The organism is Staphylococcus sp. EZ-P03 (assembly GCF_003344575.1).
GTDB lineage: Bacteria > Bacillota > Bacilli > Staphylococcales > Staphylococcaceae > Staphylococcus > Staphylococcus simulans_B.
In genome coordinates, this window is the sequence record NZ_QPMO01000008.1 from 106607 (window position 1) to 129546 (window position 22940).

24 protein-coding genes are annotated in these 22940 nt (G+C 34.8%); 23 read left to right on the plus strand and 1 reads right to left on the minus strand.

From position 1 onward, the window contains the following. Positions 1-3: 3 nt before the first annotated feature. Positions 4-2244: a DNA internalization-related competence protein ComEC/Rec2 gene (locus DVJ99_RS04055; protein ID WP_114603243.1), complete on the plus strand. Its 2241-nt coding sequence runs from the start codon at positions 4-6 to the stop codon at positions 2242-2244. A gap of 65 nt (positions 2245-2309) precedes the next feature. Further along, on the plus strand, positions 2310-3284 hold the full coding sequence (gene holA / locus DVJ99_RS04060; protein WP_114603244.1) for a DNA polymerase III subunit delta: 975 nt from the start codon (positions 2310-2312) through the stop codon (positions 3282-3284). A 33-nt stretch (positions 3285-3317) separates the two neighbouring features. On the opposite strand, the gene rpsT is transcribed toward holA, so the two are convergent. Next, entirely contained in the window at positions 3318-3569 is a 252-nt protein-coding gene (rpsT, locus tag DVJ99_RS04065) for a 30S ribosomal protein S20 (RefSeq protein ID WP_105992658.1), read from the minus strand. A gap of 262 nt (positions 3570-3831) precedes the next feature. On the opposite strand from rpsT, the gene lepA reads away from it, so the two are divergent. The 21 genes from lepA to DVJ99_RS04170 all read left to right on the plus strand — a co-directional run. Beyond that, positions 3832-5655 (plus strand): translation elongation factor 4, encoded by a 1824-nt coding sequence (lepA, locus tag DVJ99_RS04070; RefSeq protein ID WP_114603245.1) that lies wholly within the window; start codon positions 3832-3834, stop codon positions 5653-5655. Between the two features lie 69 nt (positions 5656-5724). Then, positions 5725-6846, plus strand: coding sequence for a radical SAM family heme chaperone HemW (gene hemW / locus DVJ99_RS04075; protein ID WP_114603246.1), 1122 nt, complete (start codon positions 5725-5727; stop codon positions 6844-6846). 99 nt (positions 6847-6945) lie between these two features. Beyond that, positions 6946-7905: a heat-inducible transcriptional repressor HrcA gene (hrcA, locus tag DVJ99_RS04080; RefSeq protein ID WP_114603247.1), complete on the plus strand. Its 960-nt coding sequence runs from the start codon at positions 6946-6948 to the stop codon at positions 7903-7905. Positions 7906-7931: 26 nt separating this feature from the next. Then, positions 7932-8522, plus strand: coding sequence for a nucleotide exchange factor GrpE (gene grpE / locus DVJ99_RS04085; protein ID WP_114603248.1), 591 nt, complete (start codon positions 7932-7934; stop codon positions 8520-8522). Between the two features lie 51 nt (positions 8523-8573). After that, positions 8574-10412, plus strand: coding sequence for a molecular chaperone DnaK (dnaK, locus tag DVJ99_RS04090; protein WP_114603249.1), 1839 nt, complete (start codon positions 8574-8576; stop codon positions 10410-10412). 180 nt (positions 10413-10592) lie between these two features. Next, entirely contained in the window at positions 10593-11726 is a 1134-nt protein-coding gene (gene dnaJ / locus DVJ99_RS04095) for a molecular chaperone DnaJ (protein WP_114603250.1), read from the plus strand. Between the two features lie 5 nt (positions 11727-11731). After that, the gene (gene prmA / locus DVJ99_RS04100; protein WP_114603251.1) at positions 11732-12670 is read left to right on the plus strand and encodes a 50S ribosomal protein L11 methyltransferase; all 939 of its coding nucleotides are present in this window, start codon (positions 11732-11734) and stop codon (positions 12668-12670) included. A gap of 1 nt (position 12671) precedes the next feature. After that, complete coding sequence (locus tag DVJ99_RS04105; RefSeq protein WP_114603252.1) at positions 12672-13424, plus strand: 16S rRNA (uracil(1498)-N(3))-methyltransferase; 753 nt, start codon at positions 12672-12674, stop codon at positions 13422-13424. A gap of 6 nt (positions 13425-13430) precedes the next feature. Next, positions 13431-14777: a tRNA (N(6)-L-threonylcarbamoyladenosine(37)-C(2))-methylthiotransferase MtaB gene (gene mtaB, locus DVJ99_RS04110; protein WP_114603253.1), complete on the plus strand. Its 1347-nt coding sequence runs from the start codon at positions 13431-13433 to the stop codon at positions 14775-14777. Positions 14778-14907: 130 nt separating this feature from the next. After that, positions 14908-15084, plus strand: coding sequence for a 30S ribosomal protein S21 (gene rpsU, locus DVJ99_RS04115; protein WP_000048060.1), 177 nt, complete (start codon positions 14908-14910; stop codon positions 15082-15084). A 210-nt stretch (positions 15085-15294) separates the two neighbouring features. Beyond that, positions 15295-16008: an NfeD family protein gene (locus DVJ99_RS04120; protein ID WP_114603254.1), complete on the plus strand. Its 714-nt coding sequence runs from the start codon at positions 15295-15297 to the stop codon at positions 16006-16008. Positions 16009-16026: 18 nt separating this feature from the next. Further along, on the plus strand, positions 16027-17013 hold the full coding sequence (floA, locus tag DVJ99_RS04125) for a flotillin-like protein FloA (protein WP_114603255.1): 987 nt from the start codon (positions 16027-16029) through the stop codon (positions 17011-17013). A gap of 12 nt (positions 17014-17025) precedes the next feature. Then, positions 17026-17652 (plus strand): hypothetical protein, encoded by a 627-nt coding sequence (locus tag DVJ99_RS04130; RefSeq protein WP_114603256.1) that lies wholly within the window; start codon positions 17026-17028, stop codon positions 17650-17652. A gap of 225 nt (positions 17653-17877) precedes the next feature. Further along, positions 17878-18825, plus strand: coding sequence for a PhoH family protein (locus DVJ99_RS04135; RefSeq protein WP_105992669.1), 948 nt, complete (start codon positions 17878-17880; stop codon positions 18823-18825). 6 nt (positions 18826-18831) lie between these two features. Continuing rightward, positions 18832-19293 carry an rRNA maturation RNase YbeY gene (gene ybeY / locus DVJ99_RS04140; protein WP_114603257.1) on the plus strand — a complete coding sequence of 154 codons (462 nt, stop codon included), beginning with the start codon at positions 18832-18834 and terminating at the stop codon, positions 19291-19293. 2 nt (positions 19294-19295) lie between these two features. Further along, positions 19296-19640 carry a diacylglycerol kinase family protein gene (locus DVJ99_RS04145; RefSeq protein ID WP_114603258.1) on the plus strand — a complete coding sequence of 115 codons (345 nt, stop codon included), beginning with the start codon at positions 19296-19298 and terminating at the stop codon, positions 19638-19640. 14 nt (positions 19641-19654) lie between these two features. After that, positions 19655-20062, plus strand: a complete 408-nt coding sequence (cdd, locus tag DVJ99_RS04150) for a cytidine deaminase (RefSeq protein WP_105992672.1) — start codon at positions 19655-19657, stop codon at positions 20060-20062. After that, positions 20059-20958, plus strand: coding sequence for a GTPase Era (gene era / locus DVJ99_RS04155; RefSeq protein WP_114603259.1), 900 nt, complete (start codon positions 20059-20061; stop codon positions 20956-20958). Before cdd ends, era begins: the two co-directional genes overlap by 4 nt. Before the next feature lie 25 nt (positions 20959-20983). Continuing rightward, positions 20984-21748, plus strand: coding sequence for a DNA repair protein RecO (recO, locus tag DVJ99_RS04160; protein WP_114603260.1), 765 nt, complete (start codon positions 20984-20986; stop codon positions 21746-21748). Positions 21749-21820: 72 nt separating this feature from the next. Further along, entirely contained in the window at positions 21821-22525 is a 705-nt protein-coding gene (locus DVJ99_RS04165) for a helix-turn-helix domain-containing protein (protein ID WP_114603261.1), read from the plus strand. A 146-nt stretch (positions 22526-22671) separates the two neighbouring features. Then, positions 22672-22940 (plus strand): IS3 family transposase (locus DVJ99_RS04170; protein WP_205527046.1); only part of this gene is annotated, 269 nt, incomplete at its 3' end.

Genomic DNA, 22940 nt, shown 5'->3' on the forward strand with positions numbered 1-22940 from the left:
TATTTGATATATATTGCACTTGCATTTTTAGACGGCATCTTATTGATTTATAATAAGCCGCTTGCTTACATGCTTGCTGGCTTATTATTATTCATAATTACAAAAAGAAAGCTTCCAATATTATTAACTATAGTTATATTATGTCAACCCATAATAAGTTATACGATTTTTTCTAGCCATATTTCAAATAAATCCCAAAATTTAATGTGGTTTAAGACTTCAAAACCTTTTAAAGGGCATTTAGTCCTTCAACATTTGCAAATAAAGAAGGAAAAATATGCAGAATCAAATGTTAAAATTCGAGATTTTCCCGTAAAATTGACTTACTTTCCCAAAAATCCTGCGGAAATAAACAAATTAAAGGGGATGACTGCTAATCTAGACTGCTATATAGAAGGCCAATTTAAAGTTGATCCGGACTTTAATGATGCAATATCTTTAATCGTAAAGAAATTAGACTATGCATCATGTAAGCCGGTAAAATCCCATTCTTTGGAATCATTAATAGCACAACATAAGTTTTATTCTCTTGATCGTCTCAAACTCTATTCTCCGCATTGGCAAAATACATTTGCGATGATTACAGGTGATGTAAGTTATATTAGTCCAAGTGAATTAGAAACTGATAAGGAACTTGGTATTTATCATTTGCTCGCAGTAAGCAGCTCTCATGTTGTTGTCATTGCGTCAATTTTCTATTTTGTATTTAATAGACTCTCTATTTCTCTTATCTTTATCAAGTTTATTATTATTACAGTATTATTGTTATTTGCTTACTATACTGATTTTGCGCCAAGTGCATTACGAGCCATTTTATGTATGAGCTTAGTGATGATACTTCCAAAAAAGTTTTACCATTCTCTAATTGATATCTTATGTACTGTATTTTTATTTCTATGCATCGTTAACCCTGATATTGTATTAGATATCGGCTTTCAATTTTCATTTTTAATTACATGCTTTATATTATTATCCTCACCAGCACTTAAAAATAAATCCACTTTATTTACCATGTTTATCATGACATTGATTGCACAATTCGGTTCTTTTTTGATTAGCGCTTATCATTTCAACCAAATTCAATGGATTGGATTTGTTTCCAACTTTATATTTATTCCTTTTTATTCGTTTATTTTATTTCCGCTTGCTATTTTTACTTATTTTTATTATCAGTGGCTCCCGTCGAATACGTTACTTAATTTGATGATAGTTAAATTATATGCCATTCATGATCAGTTACTTATTCCTTTGTTCAAGTACTTAGTGCGATTTCGCTGGTTCATAGGTGAGATGAATGGTTTTCTCATTATAATGACACTCGTTTGGTTGATTGTCTTGCTGGTGTTAACAACCAATTCTAAGATTAAAGCAGCTTTGATTTTATTTGTGGTTGGAAGTGTTATTCTCACGTACATTGCATCTATCCCACACACTAGATTTACTGCACTGAATGTGGGACAAGGCGATGCATTTTTATTTGAAACTCGACATAGACAACGTATTTTAATCGACACAGGAGGTAAAGCGCAAAATGAAAATCAATTGTTTGATTTTAACTCGAATAATTCAAATGATTCTCATTCCATCAGCAAGTTTCATATTTTGCCTACATTAAGAAAAAGGGGAATCTCGTCACTTGATTATGTCATAGTGACACATCCGCACGCAGATCATATTGGAGAGCTTCATTATGTAATGACTCACGTGCACGTTAAAAATTTGATTGTTAACTTTAAAAGTTTTCCTGTTTCTTCTTTAATGCAGCTTCATGGATTATGTCATCAAAACAAGGCGCAATTAATAGACGTTAATACAATAAAATCTTTACGTTTAGGTGAAAATAAAATCACATTTTATGATACTGCCTTAACGCAAAGCAAAGACTTAAATGATCATTCAATCATTGCATTAATTCAAACCAAAAAATATAACATTTTAACGACAGGAGATGCTACTGCTAAAAACGAAAATCTGTTACTGCAAAAATACAAATTACCTAAAATTGATATTTTAAAGGTGGGCCATCATGGCAGCCAAACGAGTAACAGTGTTACGTACATCAATACAGTTCATCCGACTTACAGTATAATTTCCAGCGGCAAAAACAATGTGTATAAACTACCGAATAAAAATATATTAAAACGTTTAAAAGACGTCCGTTCAATGATTTACGACACTCAAAAAAATGGTGAAGTGACTTTTAATTTAGATCACAATATAGAAGTCATCACGCAAAATCAATAGGAATGGTGTCATATTAATACAAATGCTATAATACTAAAGTATGCTAATTTTGAGAGGTGCCAGTTGTGGAAAATAATATTATTACAATTTACGGTGAAGTACCTGAGCTAATTGATAAAAAGACAAATGAGCTTACACAACAATATTTGCAAACAGATAAAGATGACTTTAACTTTGCAAGTTTTAATTTAAACGAAACAGAAATCAGTGTATGTATTGAAGAAGCAATGACTTTACCTTTTTTCTCAGATGAAAAAGCAGTTGTGATTAAAAATGCTTATGTATTTACTGGTGAAAAGGGCAGTAAAGATGTTACGCACAATCTAGAGCAGCTGCAAGAATTTATTGAAAAGTTCGATGGACCCTCACTTGTAATATTTGAAGTATATAACCAAAAATTAGACGAGCGTAAGAAGCTTGTGAAAACTTTAAAAAAGCATTCAAAGCTGATTAAAATAGAGCAAATGTCTGAAGAAGAATTGAAGAATTGGATTAAAACATCTTTGAATGAACAATATAAAGACATTAAGCAAGATGCGTTAAACCTTTTTATTGATTTAACAGGTATTAATTTCAACTTGGTAAAGCAAGAGTTGGATAAAATCATTTTATATTTAGGGGATCGACCTACAATTACAAAGCAGGATGTTGAAACGATTGTAAATAGAAGTTTGGAACAAAATGTATTTCTATTAACTGATTATATTCAACAAGGTAAGAAACCAGAAGCTGTAAATTTGGTGAATGATTTAATCACCATGAAAGAAGAGCCAATCAAGTTATTGGCATTAATAGCAAGTAATTTCAGATTGTACTACCAATGTAAAATTTTAGCGAAAAAAGGGTATTCTCAACAACAGATTGCTAAAACAGTCAGTGTACATCCATTCAGAGTTAAATTAGCTTTAAGAGCATCAAGACAATATGATTTAAGACATTTAATGCAAATCATGAATGCATGTGCTGAAACTGACTACAAACTTAAATCTTCTTATATGGATAAACAATTGATATTGGAACTTTTTATTTTGTCCATATAAAAAAAGTTCAAGCCAAGAGCTTGAACTTTTTCATTATTTAGCTGCAACCATCAATTGTGATTTTACGCGGTCAGCTTTATTTGAGTGGATTAAGTTAGCTTGTGCTGCTTTATCAACTTTTTTCACAGCGATACGTACTAATTCTTCTTTGTTATCAGCGTTTTCAGCGATAGCTGTTTTCGCACGTTTAACTGCAGTACGCATAGCATTTTTTTGAGAAATATTTTGTGCTTCAGCTTTGTTAGTTGTTTTAACACGTTTAATAGCAGATTTAATATTTGGCATCGAATGTCACCTCCTATAGTGATCTATGCTCATCAAATAAATATTTGATTACAACAAGAAATATTTTATCAAATGTACTATTAAACTGCAATCATTTATTTTTAAAGAGGCTTTTAACAAGCGCAGATTTACAGTAAAATAGAGTCTGACAATAAATGTACAATAAATTGCCATTAGTTGCAATTATGGGGCAAACACGTTATTATATCAAAGAATATCATACATAATGCTCTATTGAATATTATGAAAGCGAGTAGATAGAATGAATAATCAAGAACGGTTAAACCGACAAGAAAATATTAGAAACTTTTCTATCATTGCCCACATTGACCATGGGAAGTCAACTTTGGCTGATAGAATTTTAGAAAATACAAAAAGTGTAGAAACAAGAGAGATGCATGCGCAATTATTAGACTCAATGGATTTGGAAAGAGAACGCGGTATTACGATTAAATTAAACGCAGTTCGATTGAAATATGAAGCAAACGACGGCAACAGTTATATTTTCCATCTTATCGATACACCAGGACACGTCGACTTTACTTATGAGGTATCACGTTCTCTAGCAGCTTGTGAAGGGGCAATATTAGTAGTAGATGCTGCTCAAGGTATTGAAGCACAAACTTTAGCTAACGTGTATCTTGCATTAGATAACGACTTAGAATTGCTTCCTGTCGTAAACAAAATCGATTTGCCGGCTGCAGAACCAGAAAGAGTTAAACAAGAATTAGAAGATGTCATTGGTTTAGACCAAGATGAAGTAGTTTTAGCAAGTGCTAAATCCAACATCGGTATTGAAGATATCTTAGAAAAAATTGTTGAAGTTGTTCCGCCTCCGCAAGGTGATCCTGAAGCTCCATTAAAAGCATTGATTTTCGACTCTGAATACGATGCATATCGCGGTGTCATTTCATCTATCCGTATTATCGACGGTGTTGTAAAAGCCGGTGATAAAATTAAAATGATGGCTACAGGCAAAGAATTCGAAGTTACAGAAGTAGGTATCAATACACCGAAACAATTGCCGGTTGAAGAATTAACTGTCGGAGATGTTGGTTACATTATCGCCAGCATTAAAAATGTAGACGACTCACGTGTGGGGGATACTATTACACATGCTGAGAGACCAGCTGCAGAACCTTTAAAAGGTTATAAGAAAATGAATCCGATGGTATTCTGCGGACTTTTCCCGATTGATAATAAAAATTATAACGACCTAAGAGAAGCATTAGAGAAACTTCAATTAAACGATGCTTCTTTAGAATTCGAACCTGAAACATCTCAAGCATTAGGATTCGGGTTCCGTACAGGTTTCTTAGGTATGCTGCACATGGAAATTATCCAAGAGCGTATCGAAAGAGAATTCGGTATTGAGCTTATTGCTACGGCACCATCTGTTATTTATGAATGTGTCTTGAAAAATGGAGACAAAAAAATTGTTGATAACCCTGCTCAAATGCCTGAGCGTGATCAAATTGAAAAAATTTACGAACCATACGTTAAAGCAACTATGATGGTACCTAGTGATTATGTCGGTGCTGTAATGGAACTCTGCCAACGTAAACGCGGTCAATTTATCAATATGGATTACTTAGATGATATTCGAGTAAATATTATTTATGATATTCCATTATCAGAAGTTGTATTCGACTTCTTCGACCAATTAAAATCAAACACTAAAGGTTATGCATCATTTGATTACGAATTGATTGGTTATAAAGAAAGTAATCTTGTTAAGATGGATATCTTGCTTAACGGAGATAAAGTGGACGCATTAAGCTTTATCGTTCACAAAGACTTCGCGTATGAACGCGGTAAAGCTTTAGTTGAAAGATTAAAAACTTTAATTCCGCGTCAACAATTCGAAGTGCCTGTTCAAGCAGCAGTAGGGCATAAAATTATTGCACGTACAAACATTAAATCAATGGGTAAAAACGTACTTGCGAAATGTTACGGCGGGGATATCAGTCGTAAACGTAAATTATTAGAAAAACAAAAAGCAGGTAAAGCTAAAATGAAAGCTGTAGGTAACGTAGAAATTCCTCAGGATGCATTCTTAGCTGTACTAAAAATGGATGAAGATTAATAAAGGTTGGGACACTCGAACGTCCCAGCTTTTTATTTTGAATTTCATTCCTAAAAGAGAGGCGAAACCATGAAAGTAGAAAGTGCATATATTCATATCCCTTTTTGTGTCAGAATTTGTACTTACTGTGATTTCAATAAATATTTCATTCATAATCAACCTGTCGATGAATATTTAGACTGCTTGATTGAAGAATTTAAAACTGCCGATAATAGAAATTTGAAAACGATGTTTGTCGGAGGCGGTACACCTACAGCATTAAGTAATGAACAATTAGAAAGATTGCTGCAAGCCATCAATACACATTTTAATATCTCAAATGAATATACGTTTGAAGCGAACCCTGATGAACTTACACCTTCAAAAATCAAATTATTAAAGGATTATGGTGTCAATAGAATATCGATGGGGGTACAAACGTTTGATCAAGATTTATTAAAAGTACTTGGACGTACACATCAAACAAACGATATTTATAATGCTGTGGATTTGGCAAATCAATACAACATTGATTCAATCAGTTTAGATTTAATGTATCATTTGCCAGGTCAAACGATAGAGCAGTTTGAAAAAAGCTTGGATATTGCGCTGTCCATGGATATCAATCACATTTCAAGCTATGGTTTAATTTTGGAACCTAAGACTCAATTTTATAACCTATATCGTAAAGGAAAATTAAAATTACCTAGTGAAGACTTAGGAGAAGAAATGTATCAATTGCTTCTGAGTAAAATTAATCAATCTTCAATGCATCAATATGAAATTTCAAACTTCAGTCAGATCGGCCATGAATCTGAACATAATAAAGTATATTGGAAAAACGAAGGGTATTACGGCTTTGGTGCAGGCGCTAGCGGTTACGTAAATGGGGTTAGATTTTCGAACGTTAATCCAGTCAATCACTACATTAAGAAAATACAAAATAATGAACGCCCAATACTTCATCAGACAACACCAACGCGTAATGAACAAATGGAAGAGCAAATGTTTTTAGGTTTACGTATGAATCAAGGCGTAGATAAAACAGTTTTCAAAGAAAAATTCCAAACTGATATCAATCAAGTTTATGAGAAAGCATTAACAGATTTAAGCAAAAAAGAACTGATTATTAATGATGAGAATCATGTTGCTTTAACCGACAGAGGGAAAGTAATCGGCAATGAAGTCTTCGAAGCATTCCTGATTGATTAACTTTTTTTGCAGTCCAATGCTTTAACATTGACTTACTTTGACCAATTTGATAAATTATAATTAGCACTTGGAAGAAGAGAGTGCTAATGAGGTGGAAACATGATTACAGATAGACAATTGAGCATTTTAAATGCCATTGTTGAAGATTATGTAGATTATGGTTTACCTGTTGGATCTAAAACGATTATAGAGCGGCACAACGTAAATGTCAGTCCTGCTACTATCAGAAATGAAATGAAACAATTGGAATCAATTGGTTTAGTAGAGAAGTCTCATGCTTCATCTGGCAGGTCGCCGTCAATGAAAGGTTTTAGATATTACGTAGACCAGCTGTTGGAAAATACTTCTCCTCTTAAAGAATCGCACAACCAGCGTTTAAACAAATTATTAATGGAATATAATTTCAATTTATCTGCTGCATTAAGTGTTTATGCAAATGAATTGTCATTATTTACCCAGTATACTACGTTGGTAATGAAACCGAATCAATCAAAAGATTTAATCAGCGATGTTCATTTGTTTAATGCGACCGCAAATTTGGTTATTATGGTAATTGTGTTCGAAACAGGTGATGTAGAGCACATTCAATTGGCCATAGATGAGAAAATTTCTAAATCGCGTTTAATCCAAATTGCCAACTACATCAAAGAAATTTATAATAACAAAGGCTTTGAAGATAAAACATTTGAACAATCCAATGATATCTCAACGGTTCATCAATTAACAGATTTGCTTTACCAAAGAGTAAATGATAGTCAAAACGACATTTACCTTGGCGGAAAATCTAATTTAATTGATACATTAAATGAACAGAATGTGAATTCAATACAACAAATTCTTCAATATTTAGAGTCCAATAAGATATTGAAACTGTTCGAAGAAGGTAATCACTCTGGTATCGATGTTAAAATCGGTCAAGAAATTGATAATGGATTAGAAGATATTTCCATTGTGATGAGTGATTATCATATTGATGAGCATCTTAAAGGGCACATAGCTGTTATTGGACCAACCGCTATGCGTTATCAAAATGTAATTCAATTACTATACAAAATATAGTGTTGAAACGTATTGGAGGACGGAAAATGGCAGAAAAAGATCAATCAGTAAACAATGAAGAAGTTGCTGAAAATGAAGAAACAGCAGTAGATTCAAATACTGAAGAACAGACTCAAACAACAGAGAATAATGAAGACGTTCAAAATGATTCAGAAGAGAATCAACAAGAGAATGAAATCCAACAACTTAAAGATGAGTTAAATGAACAAGAAGAAAAATATTTACGTCTATATGCTGAGTTTGAAAACTACAAAAGACGTATTCAAAATGAAAATCAAACTTTAAAAACTTACCAATCTCAAAGTGTTTTAACAGATATCTTGCCGACGATCGATAACATCGAACGTGCATTGCAAATCGAAGGCGACGATGAATCATTTAAATCTCTTCAAAAAGGGGTACAAATGGTTTATGAAAGCTTATTACGCGCATTGGAAGAAAATGGTCTTGAAAAAATTCAAGCACTTGGCGAACAATTCGATCCAAACTTCCATCAAGCTGTAATGCAAGATAATGATGATTCATACGAATCAGGCGCTGTTACACAAGAGCTTCAAACTGGTTATAAATTGAAGGATCGTGTATTACGCCCTTCAATGGTAAAAGTAAACCAATAAAAATAACTGATTAAATAAAACAACAAATGTAATTAGGAGGAATTATTAGTTATGGGTAAAATTATCGGTATTGACTTAGGTACAACAAATTCTTGCGTGTCTGTTTTAGAAGGCGACGAACCAAAAGTTATTCAAAATCCAGAAGGTGCACGTACAACTCCATCAGTTGTTGCATTTAAAAATGGTGAAACGCAAGTAGGTGAAGTTGCTAAACGACAAGCAATTACAAACCCTAACACAATTCAATCTATCAAACGTGAAATGGGTACTGACCACAAAGTAGACGTTGATGGAAAATCATATACACCACAAGAAATTTCAGCAATGATTCTTCAAAACCTAAAAAGCACTGCTGAAAGCTATTTAGGCGACAAAGTTGATAAAGCAGTTATCACAGTACCTGCATATTTCAACGACGCTGAACGTCAAGCAACTAAAGATGCTGGTAAAATTGCTGGTTTAGAAGTTGAACGTATTATCAACGAACCAACAGCAGCTGCATTAGCTTATGGTTTAGATAAAACTGAACAAGATGAAAAAGTCTTAGTATTCGACCTTGGCGGCGGTACTTTTGACGTATCTATCCTTGAATTAGGCGACGGCGTATTCGAAGTTCTTTCTACTGCTGGCGACAACAAACTCGGCGGTGACGACTTTGACCAAGTAATCATTGATTATTTAGTAGAAGAATTCAAAAAAGAAAACGGTATCGACTTATCTCAAGATAAAATGGCATTGCAACGTTTGAAAGATGCTGCTGAAAAAGCTAAAAAAGACTTATCAGGTGTGTCTCAAACTCAAATCTCATTACCATTCATTTCTGCTGGAGAAAGCGGTCCATTACACTTAGAAATCACACTTACACGTTCTAAATTCGAAGAACTTTCTGATGATTTAGTACGTCGTACAATGGAACCGACTCGCCAAGCATTAAGCGATGCTGGTTTAACAAGCAAAGATATCGATGAAGTTATCTTAGTTGGTGGTTCTACTCGTATTCCTGCAGTTCAAGAAGCTGTTAAAAAAGAAATCGGCAAAGAACCAAACAAAAGTGTTAACCCTGACGAAGTAGTTGCTATGGGTGCAGCAATCCAAGGCGGCGTTATCTCAGGTGACGTTAAAGACGTAGTATTATTAGACGTTACACCATTATCATTAGGTATCGAAATCATGGGCGGCCGTATGAATACACTTATTGAACGTAATACAACAATCCCAACATCTAAATCTCAAGTTTATTCAACTGCTGCAGATAACCAACCAGCTGTAGACATTCACGTATTACAAGGTGAACGTCCAATGGCTTCAGACAACAAAACATTAGGACGCTTCTCATTAACTGATATTCCACCAGCTCCACGCGGTGTACCTCAAATCGAAGTTACATTCGACATTGATAAAAACGGTATCGTTAATGTAACAGCTAAAGACTTAGGTACTAATAAAGAACAAAATATCACAATCGAATCAAGCTCTTCATTATCTGACGATGAAATCGATCAAATGGTAAAAGATGCTGAACAAAATGCTGAAGCTGACAAAAAACGTCGTGAAGAAAGTGACTTACGCAACGAAGCTGACAGCTTAGTCTTCCAAGTTGAAAAAACATTGAAAGACTTAGGCGACAACATTTCTGAAGACGACAAAAAACAAGCTGAAGACAAAAAAGAAGACTTGAAAAAAGCGCTTGAAGGTGAAGATTTAGATGATATTAAATCTAAAAAAGAAGACCTTGAAAAAGTAGTTCAAGATTTATCAATGAAAGTTTACCAACAAGCTCAAGAAGCTCAGCAACAACAACAAGGTGATCAAGGCGGCAACAACAGCGATGTTGAAGACGCTGACTTCACTGAAGTTAAAGATGATGATAAAAAAGACGATAACAAATAATATTTGAAATCGTATATGTTTGAAAGCTGCTATAACTAAATAATAGAAGAAGGCGGCTTCTTGAATTAAAATTTAAGTCAAAGTCAATTGTACATTGGCTTTGACTTTTTATTATTTAACGAACTATACTTTAAAAGGTAAATAAAATCTATACTAGCAGAAAAGATAGGAGAGATTACAGTGGCAAAAAGAGACTACTATGAAGTCTTAGGTGTCAGCAAAGATGCGTCAAAAGACGAAATCAAAAAAGCCTACCGTAAATTATCCAAAAAATATCATCCAGATATTAATAAAGAAGAAGGCGCAGAAGACAAGTTCAAAGAGGTCACTGAAGCATATGAAGTCTTAAGTGATGAGAACAAACGTGCAAACTATGATCAGTTCGGCCATGATGGACCGCAAGGCGGATTCGGCAGCCAAGGCTTCGGCGGACAAGACTTCAGCGGATTCGGCGGCGGTTTCGAAGATATTTTCAGTTCATTCTTCGGCGGCGGAGGTGCTCAAAGAGATCCTAACGCACCCCGTAAAGGCGATGATTTACAATATACAATGACAATTTCTTTCGAAGAAGCAGTTTTCGGTACTGAAAAAGAAATTTCAATCAGAAAAGAAGTAAAATGTGAAACTTGCGGCGGATCAGGTGCAAAACCAGGTTCTAAAAAGAAAACTTGTCATTACTGTAATGGTGCAGGACATGTATCAGTTGAACAAAATACAATATTAGGCCGTGTACGTACAGAAAAAGTTTGTCCAGTATGTAATGGTACAGGTGAAGAAATTGAAGAGCCATGTCCTACATGTCACGGTAAAGGTACTGAAACTAAAAATGTTAAACTTAAAGTCAAAGTACCTGAAGGTGTAGACAATGATCAGCAAATCCGTTTAGCAGGCGAAGGTGCACCGGGTCATAATGGGGGACCTCAAGGTGATTTATATGTTGTATTCAGAGTTCAACCTTCTGATAAATTCATTCGTGAAGGCGATGACATCTTCTACAACTTGAAAATCAGCTTCCCTCAAGCAGCACTTGGTGATGAAATCAAAGTACCTACACTTAATGGTCATGTTATGCTTACTGTGCCGGAAGGTACACAAGATGGTAAGCAATTCCGCATGAAAGACAAAGGTGTTAAAAATGTTCACGGTTATGGACATGGTGATTTATTCGTTAATATCAACGTTGTAACTCCAACGAAATTAAACGAAAAACAAAAATCATTAATGAGAGAATTTGCGGAAATCAGCGGTGAAGAAATTGAAGAACAACCATCAAACTTCAAAGAACGCGCACGCAGATTCTTTAAAGGAGATTAAATGCGATGAACTGGATGGAAATTTCAATTGTTGTGAATCATGAAGTCCAAGATGCTGCGTCCAATATACTAGAAAACTTTGGGTCAAATGGCGTTGCTATAGAAGATTCTAATGACTTGAAAGGTAATTTAGCGGATAAATTCGGAGAGATTTATGAGTTGAACCCAGAAGACTATCCGACTAGCGGCGTTAGAATAAAAGCATACTTTAATGAATTGGATTACTCAGAGCAATTAAAACAAGATATTTTAAATGAATTGAACAATTTGGATAATTTAGATAAAAATATCTTCAGTTTTGATGAAAAAACAATTCAAGAACAAGATTGGGCTAATGAATGGAAGAATTATTTCCATCCTTTCAAAGCCTCTGATAGATTTACAATTGTTCCAAGTTGGGAACAATACGATAAAACAGATTCTGATGAGCTGTTGATAGAATTAGATCCAGGCATGGCTTTCGGGACAGGAGATCATCCAACGACAAGCATGTGTTTAAAAGCGATAGAAAAATATGTGACACCTGATCATTCAGTGATAGATGTAGGCACAGGCTCTGGTATTTTAAGCATTGCTTGCTCTCTGCTTGGTGTTAAAAAGATAAAAGCTTTGGATTTAGATGAACTCGCTATCAAAGTGGCAAAAGAAAACTTTGAAAAAAATGGCTGTGTAGATCAAATTGAAACAGCAACAGGCAATTTATTACAAGGTGAAACACATCACTATGATGTTGTTATCGCAAATATATTAGCGCATATTATTGAAGAAATGATAGATGACGCTTATAATACTTTAAATGATGATGGTTTATTTATCACATCTGGTATCATCGAAGAGAAAAGCGATGAAATTATCAATCATATGAAGCGTACAGGTTTTAATATCATTTCTATTAATCACGACAACGGTTGGGTTTGTATCGTTGGCGAGAAAGCGAGCAATTAATATGCAAAGATATTTTTTAAATCAAAACGCTGATGAAGATCAGCGTTTTTTTATTACTGATAAAGAAGATATACACCATATAACAAATGTTATGCGTCATCAAATCGGCGACAAAATCATAATTACTTTCGAAAATTTAAAAGTTTATACATGCGTCATTACTTCAATCGATGACACAGAAATTGAAGTTGAATTGGAAGAAGCACAATCGAATGATACTGAATTGCCGGTTGAAGTTACTATTTGCAGCGGATTGATAAAGGCAGATAAATATGAATGGCTGCTTCAAAAATCTACAGAGCTTGGTGCCTCTCATTTTATCGCTGTACAAATGGACCGCTCAGTTGTGAAATTAAACCAAAGCAAAGTAGATAAGAAAATGGTGCGTTGGAACAAAATTGTTAAAGAAGCAGCAGAACAAAGTTATCGTCTTGTTATCCCTACAATAGAATTTGTATCGAATTTAAAGGGAGTTTATGTTAATATAGATAAATATGATTATGTACTAGTCGCTTACGAAGACGTTGCCAAAGAAGGCGAAATGAGTGAATTCAAACGTGCTCTGAAGCAATTTGGCAAAGGAGATCGTGTATTAATTATTTTTGGACCAGAAGGCGGTTTAAGTCCTGAGGAAGTTGAGTTGTTCAAAAACAATGGATACATAGTGGGCTTAGGTCATCGGATTTTAAGAGCAGAAACAGCTCCATTGTATGCGCTTAGTGCAATTAGTTATGAAAAAGAATTAATGGGGTGAAAATAAATGTCAACAGTAGCTTTTCATACTTTAGGTTGTAAAGTAAACCATTATGAAACTGAAGCAATTTGGCAATTATTTAAAGATGCCGGCTATGATCGTGTTGAATTCGATACAAATGCCGATGTCTTTGTTATAAATACATGTACAGTCACAAATACAGGTGATAAAAAAAGCAGACAAGTTATTAGAAGAGCAATTAGAAAAAATCCAGATGCAGTCGTATGCGTAACAGGTTGTTATGCACAAACTTCATCTGCGGAAATTATGGATATTCCAGGTGTAGATGTTGTCGTTGGAACACAAGACCGTACGAAATTACTTGGTTATATCGAAGAATTTAAAGCAGAACGTCAACCGATTAACGGTGTCGGCAACATTATGAAAAACCGTAAATATGAAGAGTTGGAAGTGCCTTACTTTACAGACAGAACACGTGCTTCACTTAAAATCCAAGAAGGCTGCAACAACTTCTGTACATTCTGTATTATTCCATGGGCGCGAGGTTTAATGCGTTCAAGAGATCCGGAGAAAGTAGTAGAACAAGCAACTACATTAGTCAACTCTGGTTATAAAGAGATTGTATTAACAGGTATTCATACCGGCGGATATGGTCAAGACTTGAAAGATTATAATTTAGCTCAATTACTGCGTGACCTTGAAGCAGTAGATGGACTAGAAAGAATCAGAATTTCATCAATTGAAGCAAGTCAATTAACAGATGAAGTCATTGATGTTATTTCAAATTCAAACAAAGTTGTACGTCACTTGCACGTACCATTGCAATCAGGTTCAGATTCAGTTCTAAAAAGAATGAGACGTAAATACTCAATGGCGCATTTCTCTGAACGTTTGATGAAATTACATGAAGCATTGCCTGGTTTAGCAGTAACAAGTGATGTGATTGTTGGATTCCCAGGCGAAACAGAAGAAGAGTTCCAAGAAACTTACGACTTTATTCTTGATCATCATTTCTCTGAACTTCACGTATTCCCATATTCTGCTCGTACAGGTACACCTGCAGCTAGAATGGATGGGCAAATTGATGAAAGTGTTAAAAACGAACGTGTCCATAAATTGATTGAATTAAGTAATCAATTAGCAAAAGAATATGCATCTCACTTTGATCAAAAAGTACTTGAAGTCATCCCTGAAGAAACAGGTGACGAACCTGGTACATTAGTAGGTTATGCAGATAACTATATGAAAGTGCAATTTGAAGGCGATGAATCATTAATCGGCGAATTGGTGAGAGTTAAAATTACTGAAGTCGGCTATCCTTTCAATAAAGGCTATGTTACACGCGTAATTGATCATGCTACAAACAGCAGTGAATTCTCAGCTATCGTATAATGTACAAAAAATTAATTATTCTAATTGACCGCAACAATCAGTTATATTATAATTATGATTGCATGGTTTACACTCAACCATGTGAATGAATTTTAAAGTTCCGTTGTTATTTGGAGGGAGGGAAATACAGATGTCTAAAACAGTAGTCCGTAAAAACGAATCACTTGAAGATGCATTACGCCGTTTCAAACGCTCAGTTTCTAAAAGCGGTACAATTCAAGAAGTACGTAAACGTGAATTTTACGAAAAACCAAGTGTTAAACGTAAAAAGAAATCAGAAGCTGCACGTAAACGTAAATTCAAATAATTATTAAGTCTGTTGACTCCCTCAACAAACAATTAATTATTATATTAAGCAGTTTATAGACTCCAAGTTTTACTTATTGTAAAACTTGGGGTTTTTTCTTTTATTTAATAAAAATAATCTTATCTATTTTTTTGAGTATTAAAATGTATCAATATTCCTATAATTACCTAAAGCAATCATGTATAATAAAACTGAGAGCGAGGTGAATCTATGTCACATCAAGCTGAAATCCTACATAATATTTCAGTATTTCAGACTAATTCTGATCCCTTATTACATCAAATCAGCGATGTCATCACAAGTCCGTTAATATCATTAATTTTGACTTGTATTATCTTTTTAGGTTTTCTTTATCAACTCTATTCTAAACGCATCAATTTTATGGGGATTATTGCGTCCATCGCTTTATTAATTCTATTTCTAGGTTATTTAATCCAAGGTGAAGTTTCACTAATATCCATTGGTTTATTCATTATAGGTGTTATACTGCTTATAATAGAATTTTTCGTTGTGGGTGCCATTATAGGAATCATCGGGATAATTCTGATTACAATCAGTATTATTATGCTCGGTGATAATATTTTATGGATGCTGATCAACGTAGTTATTGCTTTGATTCTGACTATTATAGAATGGGTGATTTTAGTGAAAGGATACAATAAGAAGATTTCGTTGTTTGAAAAAGTAATATTAAGGGATTCCACTACATCTGAAGCTGGCTACACTTCACATGATGACCGCTCTAATTTAGTAGGACAAACTGCTGTCACTTTAACTGAATTACGTCCTGCCGGTATTATTTCACTGAACGATGAACGTATCGATGCAGTATCTGATGGAACATTTATTCAAAGAGATGTGAAAGTCAAAGTAACAGAAGTTGAAGGTTCGAGAGTAGTTGTAAGAGAAATTAAAAACACATAACACTAGGAGGCACATTACATGTTAATACCATTAATAATCATCATTGTTATTGCAGTAATCGCTTTATTAATCTTATTTTCATTTGTACCAATCGGTTTATGGATCTCTGCAATAGCAGCTGGTGTAAAAGTAAATATCGGTACATTAATCGGTATGCGCTTAAGACGTGTATCACCGCGTAAAGTTATTGCACCATTAATTAAAGCACACAAAGCTGGTTTGAATTTAACAACTAACCAATTAGAATCTCACTACTTAGCCGGCGGTAATGTTGACCGCGTTGTAGATGCAAACATTGCAGCGCAGCGTGCAGATATCAACTTGCCATTTGAAAGAGGGGCAGCTATCGACTTAGCAGGTCGTGATGTACTTGAAGCAGTACAAATGTCTGTTAACCCTAAAGTTATTGAAACACCATTTATTACAGGTGTCGCAATGAACGGTATCGAAGTAAAAGCGAAAGCAAGAATCACAGTACGTGCTAATATTTCTCGCTTAGTCGGCGGTGCCGGCGAGGAAACAATTATTGCCCGTGTCGGCGAGGGTATTGTTTCAACAATCGGTTCAAGTGAACATCATACAGTCGTTCTTGAAAATCCAGATAACATTTCTAAAACAGTACTCAGCAAAGGTTTGGATTCTGGGACAGCATTCGAAATTCTATCAATCGACATCGCTGATGTAGATATCGGTAAAAACATCGGTGCTGACTTGCAAACTGAGCAAGCATTGGCTGATAAGAACATTGCTCAAGCGAAAGCTGAAGAACGTCGTGCTATGGCGGTAGCTTCTGAACAAGAAATGAAAGCTCGTGTTCAAGAAATGCGTGCTAAAGTTGTGGAAGCTGAATCTGAAGTACCGTTAGCAATGTCTGAAGCACTAAGAAAAGGCAATATTGGTGTTAAAGATTACTATAACTTGAAAAATATAGAAGCAGATACAGGAATGCGTGAATCCATCAATAAACGTACACAACCTGACGATAATGAGTCACCAGATAATTAAAGAGGTGATTAAATGAGTATCGGTCTTATAATTTTTATCATCAGTATTGTTATTTCATTAATCAGTGCAATCAATGATAAAAATCATAAAAAGCGTCAACAAAACCAACCTAAATCATCTAGAAGACAGCCTACAACTGAGCGAAAGCCTCATAAAGGCTTCTTAGAACAGTTAGGTGATAAGTTCGAAGAGATGGAAAAACAATTTGAAGCAGAAACACAACCTTCAAAACGTAATTCATCTCCTAGACAATCAGAACCTGCTCAAACGAGAACCCAAGAGACGCGTCAAAGAAAAACTGAATCATCTTCCAATAAGAGACTGAACCAGCAAGAAAAAGAACAAGAATTAAAGCAAGCACTTAATAATACTTTAGATAGTGAATTAAGTGACCTTCGTTCTGAAATGGACAGAAGCAAAGAAAAGCAAATGGCAATTCTCGAACGTCGTGCACAAGAAATCATTGCGGATAAATACTTATCTGAACGTGCAAAGCGAGAACGTCTTAAACAGCTTTTCGCTAATAAATTCAGTCAGCATCGAGGACAAAACAATGATGATTTACGATTTAACGATGATGAAGTCTTAAACGGTATGATTTGGTCTGAAATATTAAAAAAACCGAAACAACTTCAATAAAAAAAGAAATCGGGCTTGCGATGAAAATTGCAAGTCCGAATTCTTTTTTGTTTCTGTCTCATGAACATTATTGGATTAATAAAACGTTAGAACATGATATAATGAAACTATGAATATGTGGAAATTATTAACTAAGTCCGTAGTTTCCGTTGACAATAATATTCTGCATCTTAATTAAAATGAACACGCTGTTTGACAGCGATATATGTGAAAAGGAGTTAATGTATGCCAGGAATAATAGTTATTGACGATATGCATCAAGCCCAAGCTTTAATCGGTAATAATGATGAACACTTGCAAGCAATTGAAGAGGCGTTTAATGTCATTGTTCATGCAAGGGGGCAAGAGATAGCTGTAAAAGGGCAGCAACAAGAAGAAATAGAAAAAGCAGAAGCTGTAATTAAAAACCTTTTAAAAGTAATTGATCAAGGCGTATCGATTAATCTTAAAGATGTGGAAGCAGCAATTAAAATGGCAGAGAGAGGCTCAATTCAACATCTTGTTGATTTATACGATGAAGCCATCACTAAAGATGCTTACGGTAAAACCATTCGTGCTAAAACAATGGGGCAACGTCTTTATTTAAATGCGATGAAGCATAATGATTTAGTGTTCGGCATCGGACCTGCAGGTACAGGTAAAACTTTCTTAGCTGTGGTCTATGCTGCTAAAGAATTGCGACAAGGTAATGTAAAAAGAATTGTACTCACACGTCCGGCAGTAGAAGCCGGCGAATCATTAGGTTTCTTACCGGGTGACTTAAAGGAAAAAGTAGACCCTTATTTAAGACCGCTTTATGATGGTCTTCATACAGTATTAGGACCAGAACAAACTGCGCGATTTATAGAAAGAGGCATTATTGAAGTAGCACCGCTTGCATATATGCGCGGACGCACACTTGATGATGCATTTGTTATTTTAGATGAAGCGCAAAATACTACACATGCGCAAATGAAAATGTTTTTAACACGTTTAGGATTCGGCTCTCAAATGGTAGTGACAGGCGACATGACACAAGTCGACTTGCCAAAAGGCGTTAAAAGCGGGTTGAAACAGGCAGTTAATAGACTATCAGGTGTTAAAGGTATCAGTGTTCAAACTTTAGATCAAAGCGACGTTGTACGCCATCCATTGGTAAGCAAGATTATCAGCCGTTACGAAGGAGATGAATAATCCGCTATGTTTACAATCGATTTTTCTGACCATACTGATGAAGTAAAAGAAGAATGGTATGAACAAATAGAAAGCTTGCTTAATTTTGCAAAAGAACAAGAAAACATAGAAGATGATGCGGAACTTTCTGTTACATTTGTAGATCAAGCAGAGATTCAGCAAATCAACCGCGACTATAGAGATAAAGATAAAGTTACGGATGTTATTTCTTTTGCGTTAGAGGAAGATGAACCTGAAATTGAAGGTTTGGATATCCCGCGTGTTTTGGGCGATATCGTGATTTGTGCTGATGTCGCTAAGACACAAGCAGAACAATATGGTCATTCTTTTGAAAGAGAACTTGGTTTTTTAGCACTTCATGGCTTTTTGCATTTATTAGGATACGATCATATGAATGAAGAAGAAGAAAAAGAAATGTTCGGCAGACAAAAATCAATTCTAGATGCTTACGGCTTAACGAGAGATTAACAATGAAACGGTTTATATATCCGATAGAAGGACTTGTCACGATTTTAAAAAAGGACCGCAATTTCGTATGGCATGTAATTATTGCCTTTATCGTGGTAATTGCGGCTTTCTTTTTTAAGATTAATCGTATCGAATGGATTGCAGTTATCCTCTCTATTTTCATGGTTTTAGCGTTTGAAGCAATCAATACAGCAATTGAATATGTTGTGGATCTTGTAACGGATGAATATCAACTCTATGCCAAGCACGCTAAAGATATTGCTGCTTTAAGTGTACTTTTAGCTTCAATAGCTGCAGCTATTATAGGTCTGATTATTTTTATCCCTTACATTCTAAGTCTAATATAAAGGAGATAGAAAATATGGCTTATAGTCAAAATCATTTTAACAAAGTCAGAGAAGCACAAAGTCGTGCCTATGCACCTTACAGCAACTTTAAAGTAGGCGCTTATTTAAAAACGAAAGATGGCAAAGAATTTTATGGCGCTAATGTAGAAAACGCAGCATACGGGGAAGCAATCTGTGCTGAGCGTTCCAGTTTAGTTGCCGCAATCAGCCAAGGCTATCGACCAGGTGATTTTGAGTCTATCACAGTAACGGTAGATGCTGAATCGCCTTCTTCGCCTTGCGGGGCATGTCGACAAGTAATCAAAGAATTATGCGATGATGATATGCCGATTTATTTAACCAATCATAAAGGCGACATGATTGAAACTACTATCAGCGAACTACTCCCACTAGGTTTTTCAGGAAAGGATTTGAATTTATGACAGAACACAAATCAGGATTTGTCTCTATTATCGGCAGACCTAACGTAGGTAAATCTACGTTTATGAATAGAGTGCTGGGACATAAAATCGCTATTATGTCAGACAAAGCACAAACAACAAGAAATAAAATACAGGGTGTTATGACAGAAGATGATGCCCAAATTATTTTTGTGGATACACCAGGTATTCATAAACCAAAACATAAATTAGGCGATTATATGATGAAAGTTGCTAAAAATACTTTGTCAGAAGTCGACGCTGTTATCTTCATGGTAAATGCGGATGAAAAGATTGGCAGAGGCGACGAATATATTATGGAAATGCTGAAAAATGTTAAGACACCTGTATTTTTAGTAATTAATAAAATCGATTTGGTGCACCCAGATGAAATTATGCCGATTATCGAAAGTTATCAAGAGCATATGGAATTTTCAGAGACAGTTCCAATGTCTGCACTTGAAGGGCTGAATGTCGAACACTTTATCGATGTACTTAAATCATATTTACCAGAAGGTCCGCAGTACTATCCTGATGGCCAGATTTCAGATCACCCGGAACAATTTGTAGTAAGCGAATTAATCAGAGAGAAGATCTTACATTTAACAAGTGAAGAAATTCCGCACTCTATTGGTGTCAATGTCGATAGAATGGCTAAAGAATCTGAAGATAAAGTACGCATTGAAGCCACAATCTTTGTTGAACGCGATTCTCAAAAAGGGATTGTTATCGGCAAAGGCGGTAAAAAGCTGAAAGAAATTGGTAAACGTGCGCGATTAGATATTGAACATCTTCTCGGCTCAAAAGTATATCTGGATTTATGGGTAAAGGTCCAAAAAGATTGGAGAAATAAAGTCAACTTTATCCGTCAAATGGGCTATATCGAAGATCAAGATTAATAATAGAAGGTCGGTGATACCTTTTATGTTAGTGAAACAAAAAGGAATAATTATTAAGACGGTTGATTATGGAGAATCTGATAAAATCATTACGATTTTAAGTGAAAGCGGCGCGAAAATTCCGCTTATGGTCAAACGTGCTAAAAAAAGCCGCACAGGTATGCAGGCCAATACACAAATGTTTGTTTACGGATTATTTATCTATGCGAAATTACGAGGATTAGGTATTTTGAATTCCGTGGATGTCATCAGTCAGAATTATCAATTACGCTTAGACATTTATGAAAGCAGCTATGCTGCATTGTGTACTGAGGTCATTGATAAATCCATGGAGGAAGAACAAGTATCAAAGTTCAACTTTCAATTATTGGACTTCTGTCTTGATAGGATTGCACAAGGCTATAGTTCGCAACTCATGTCTGTTATTGTCTTATTGAAGAAAATGCCGGAGTTTGGTTTTACAATTGCATTCAATCAGGATGTGTTAAACGGTAATACCGATCAATCTGTTTTAAGCGGCTATAGCTTTAAGTATCATGGGGTCATTGCACAAGAAAACTTTGCTAAAGATGAACGTGCAATTCCTATATCTAACAAAACGCTCTATTTGTTAGATGTATTGCAAAAGCTGCCGATAGATAAAATGAATGCTTTAAAGATTCATCAATCGATTGTAGATGAGATGTCTGAACTTTTGATTATGTTGTATAGAGAATATGCAGGTGTTTTCTTTAAAAGTCAAAAGCTGATTAACCAGCTGCATCGTTTAGAATCTCATAATAAAAAATAACAAGCGTATCGCAATGATATGCTCCCCCTATAGTAGACACTAAAAAAACAAAACTATAGGGGGAGCATTCTTATGTCTAAATATCTCGAAAGTGACATTAAATTATTTCTCTTAACATTTAGTTTAATAGATGAGGGTTATAGTTGTAATGAAGCTATAAAAAAGAGTGGTATAGAATTAAATCGTAAACAGGTGATGTTTAAATATCACCAATATAAAGTACATGGCGTTGAGGTACTATTACCAAAGAAAAGCAATAATACTTATAGTAAAGCATTTAAAGAAACAATTGTTCAGGAATACTTAACTGAAGGTGTTTCTGCTGTTGATTTAGCAATAAAATATAATATTCCAGCATATTCTACTGTAAGGGATTGGATAAAACGATATACTTTAGGAAAAGAGAATGTTTCATATTCTCCATTACTAGGGGTGTATTCAATGAAAGCGAGAAAAACAACGTTCGAAGAACGTGTAGAAATAGTAGAAGCATGTATTGAGGCAGAAAAAGATTATAAGAAAACAGCTTTAAAATATAATGTTAATTATGGCCAAGTATATAGTTGGGTTAAAAAATATGAACAATTTGGAAGTGCCGGTCTTGTAGACGGAAGAGGTAAAGGTAAGCCAACTCAGACAATGACCGATGAAGAACAAGCATTAGCTAAAACAAAAGCTCTTGAAGAAAGAATCAAATACTTAGAAATGGAAAACAAGATTTTAAAAAAGTTGAAGGAGAAAGAAAGAGAGCTGATCAATCGCCGTTTAGACAAATAGTTGAGTACCTTGTAATAGAAGACTTAAAAAATGAATATCCAATAACTCTGTTATGTAAGGTGGTTGGAATTTCTAGAGCCAGTTATTATAAGTGGAGAAAGAGAAGAGAATTTAAAACACAGCGTGAAACTGAAGATGAAATATTAATGAAAGAAATCTTGTGGATTTTCAATAAATACAACGGTATATATGGTTATCGTCGTATTCGTATATATATCTGTTTAAGACTGGATAAAAAAGTAAGTCGCAAACGAGTATATCGTTTAATGAAAAAATTAGGATTAAAATCTTGCATACGTGCTGCAAGAAAAAGATATAGACCTTCAACACCTACTATTACTGCAGAGAATTTATTAGATAGAGAATTTAGTGAAACTGAAGCTAACAAAAAATGGGTAACAGATGTGACAGAACT

What these genes read in the sequence shown, in the direction of transcription:
- floA (WP_114603255.1), top strand. Translation starts at nt 16,027, where the DNA reads ATGTTAATACCATTAATAATCATCATTGTTATTGCAGTAATCGCTTTA.
- mtaB (WP_114603253.1), top strand. Translation starts at nt 13,431, where the DNA reads ATGTCAACAGTAGCTTTTCATACTTTAGGTTGTAAAGTAAACCATTAT.
- prmA (WP_114603251.1), top strand. Translation starts at nt 11,732, where the DNA reads ATGAACTGGATGGAAATTTCAATTGTTGTGAATCATGAAGTCCAAGAT.
- rpsT (WP_105992658.1), bottom strand. Translation starts at nt 3,569, where the DNA reads ATGCCAAATATTAAATCTGCTATTAAACGTGTTAAAACAACTAACAAA.
- dnaK (WP_114603249.1), top strand. Translation starts at nt 8,574, where the DNA reads ATGGGTAAAATTATCGGTATTGACTTAGGTACAACAAATTCTTGCGTG.
- ybeY (WP_114603257.1), top strand. Translation starts at nt 18,832, where the DNA reads ATGTTTACAATCGATTTTTCTGACCATACTGATGAAGTAAAAGAAGAA.
- lepA (WP_114603245.1), top strand. Translation starts at nt 3,832, where the DNA reads ATGAATAATCAAGAACGGTTAAACCGACAAGAAAATATTAGAAACTTT.
- DVJ99_RS04105 (WP_114603252.1), top strand. Translation starts at nt 12,672, where the DNA reads ATGCAAAGATATTTTTTAAATCAAAACGCTGATGAAGATCAGCGTTTT.
- rpsU (WP_000048060.1), top strand. Translation starts at nt 14,908, where the DNA reads ATGTCTAAAACAGTAGTCCGTAAAAACGAATCACTTGAAGATGCATTA.
- era (WP_114603259.1), top strand. Translation starts at nt 20,059, where the DNA reads ATGACAGAACACAAATCAGGATTTGTCTCTATTATCGGCAGACCTAAC.
- DVJ99_RS04135 (WP_105992669.1), top strand. Translation starts at nt 17,878, where the DNA reads ATGCCAGGAATAATAGTTATTGACGATATGCATCAAGCCCAAGCTTTA.
- DVJ99_RS04120 (WP_114603254.1), top strand. Translation starts at nt 15,295, where the DNA reads ATGTCACATCAAGCTGAAATCCTACATAATATTTCAGTATTTCAGACT.
- DVJ99_RS04165 (WP_114603261.1), top strand. Translation starts at nt 21,821, where the DNA reads ATGTCTAAATATCTCGAAAGTGACATTAAATTATTTCTCTTAACATTT.
- hemW (WP_114603246.1), top strand. Translation starts at nt 5,725, where the DNA reads ATGAAAGTAGAAAGTGCATATATTCATATCCCTTTTTGTGTCAGAATT.
- cdd (WP_105992672.1), top strand. Translation starts at nt 19,655, where the DNA reads ATGGCTTATAGTCAAAATCATTTTAACAAAGTCAGAGAAGCACAAAGT.
- DVJ99_RS04145 (WP_114603258.1), top strand. Translation starts at nt 19,296, where the DNA reads ATGAAACGGTTTATATATCCGATAGAAGGACTTGTCACGATTTTAAAA.
- recO (WP_114603260.1), top strand. Translation starts at nt 20,984, where the DNA reads ATGTTAGTGAAACAAAAAGGAATAATTATTAAGACGGTTGATTATGGA.
- DVJ99_RS04130 (WP_114603256.1), top strand. Translation starts at nt 17,026, where the DNA reads ATGAGTATCGGTCTTATAATTTTTATCATCAGTATTGTTATTTCATTA.
- hrcA (WP_114603247.1), top strand. Translation starts at nt 6,946, where the DNA reads ATGATTACAGATAGACAATTGAGCATTTTAAATGCCATTGTTGAAGAT.
- grpE (WP_114603248.1), top strand. Translation starts at nt 7,932, where the DNA reads ATGGCAGAAAAAGATCAATCAGTAAACAATGAAGAAGTTGCTGAAAAT.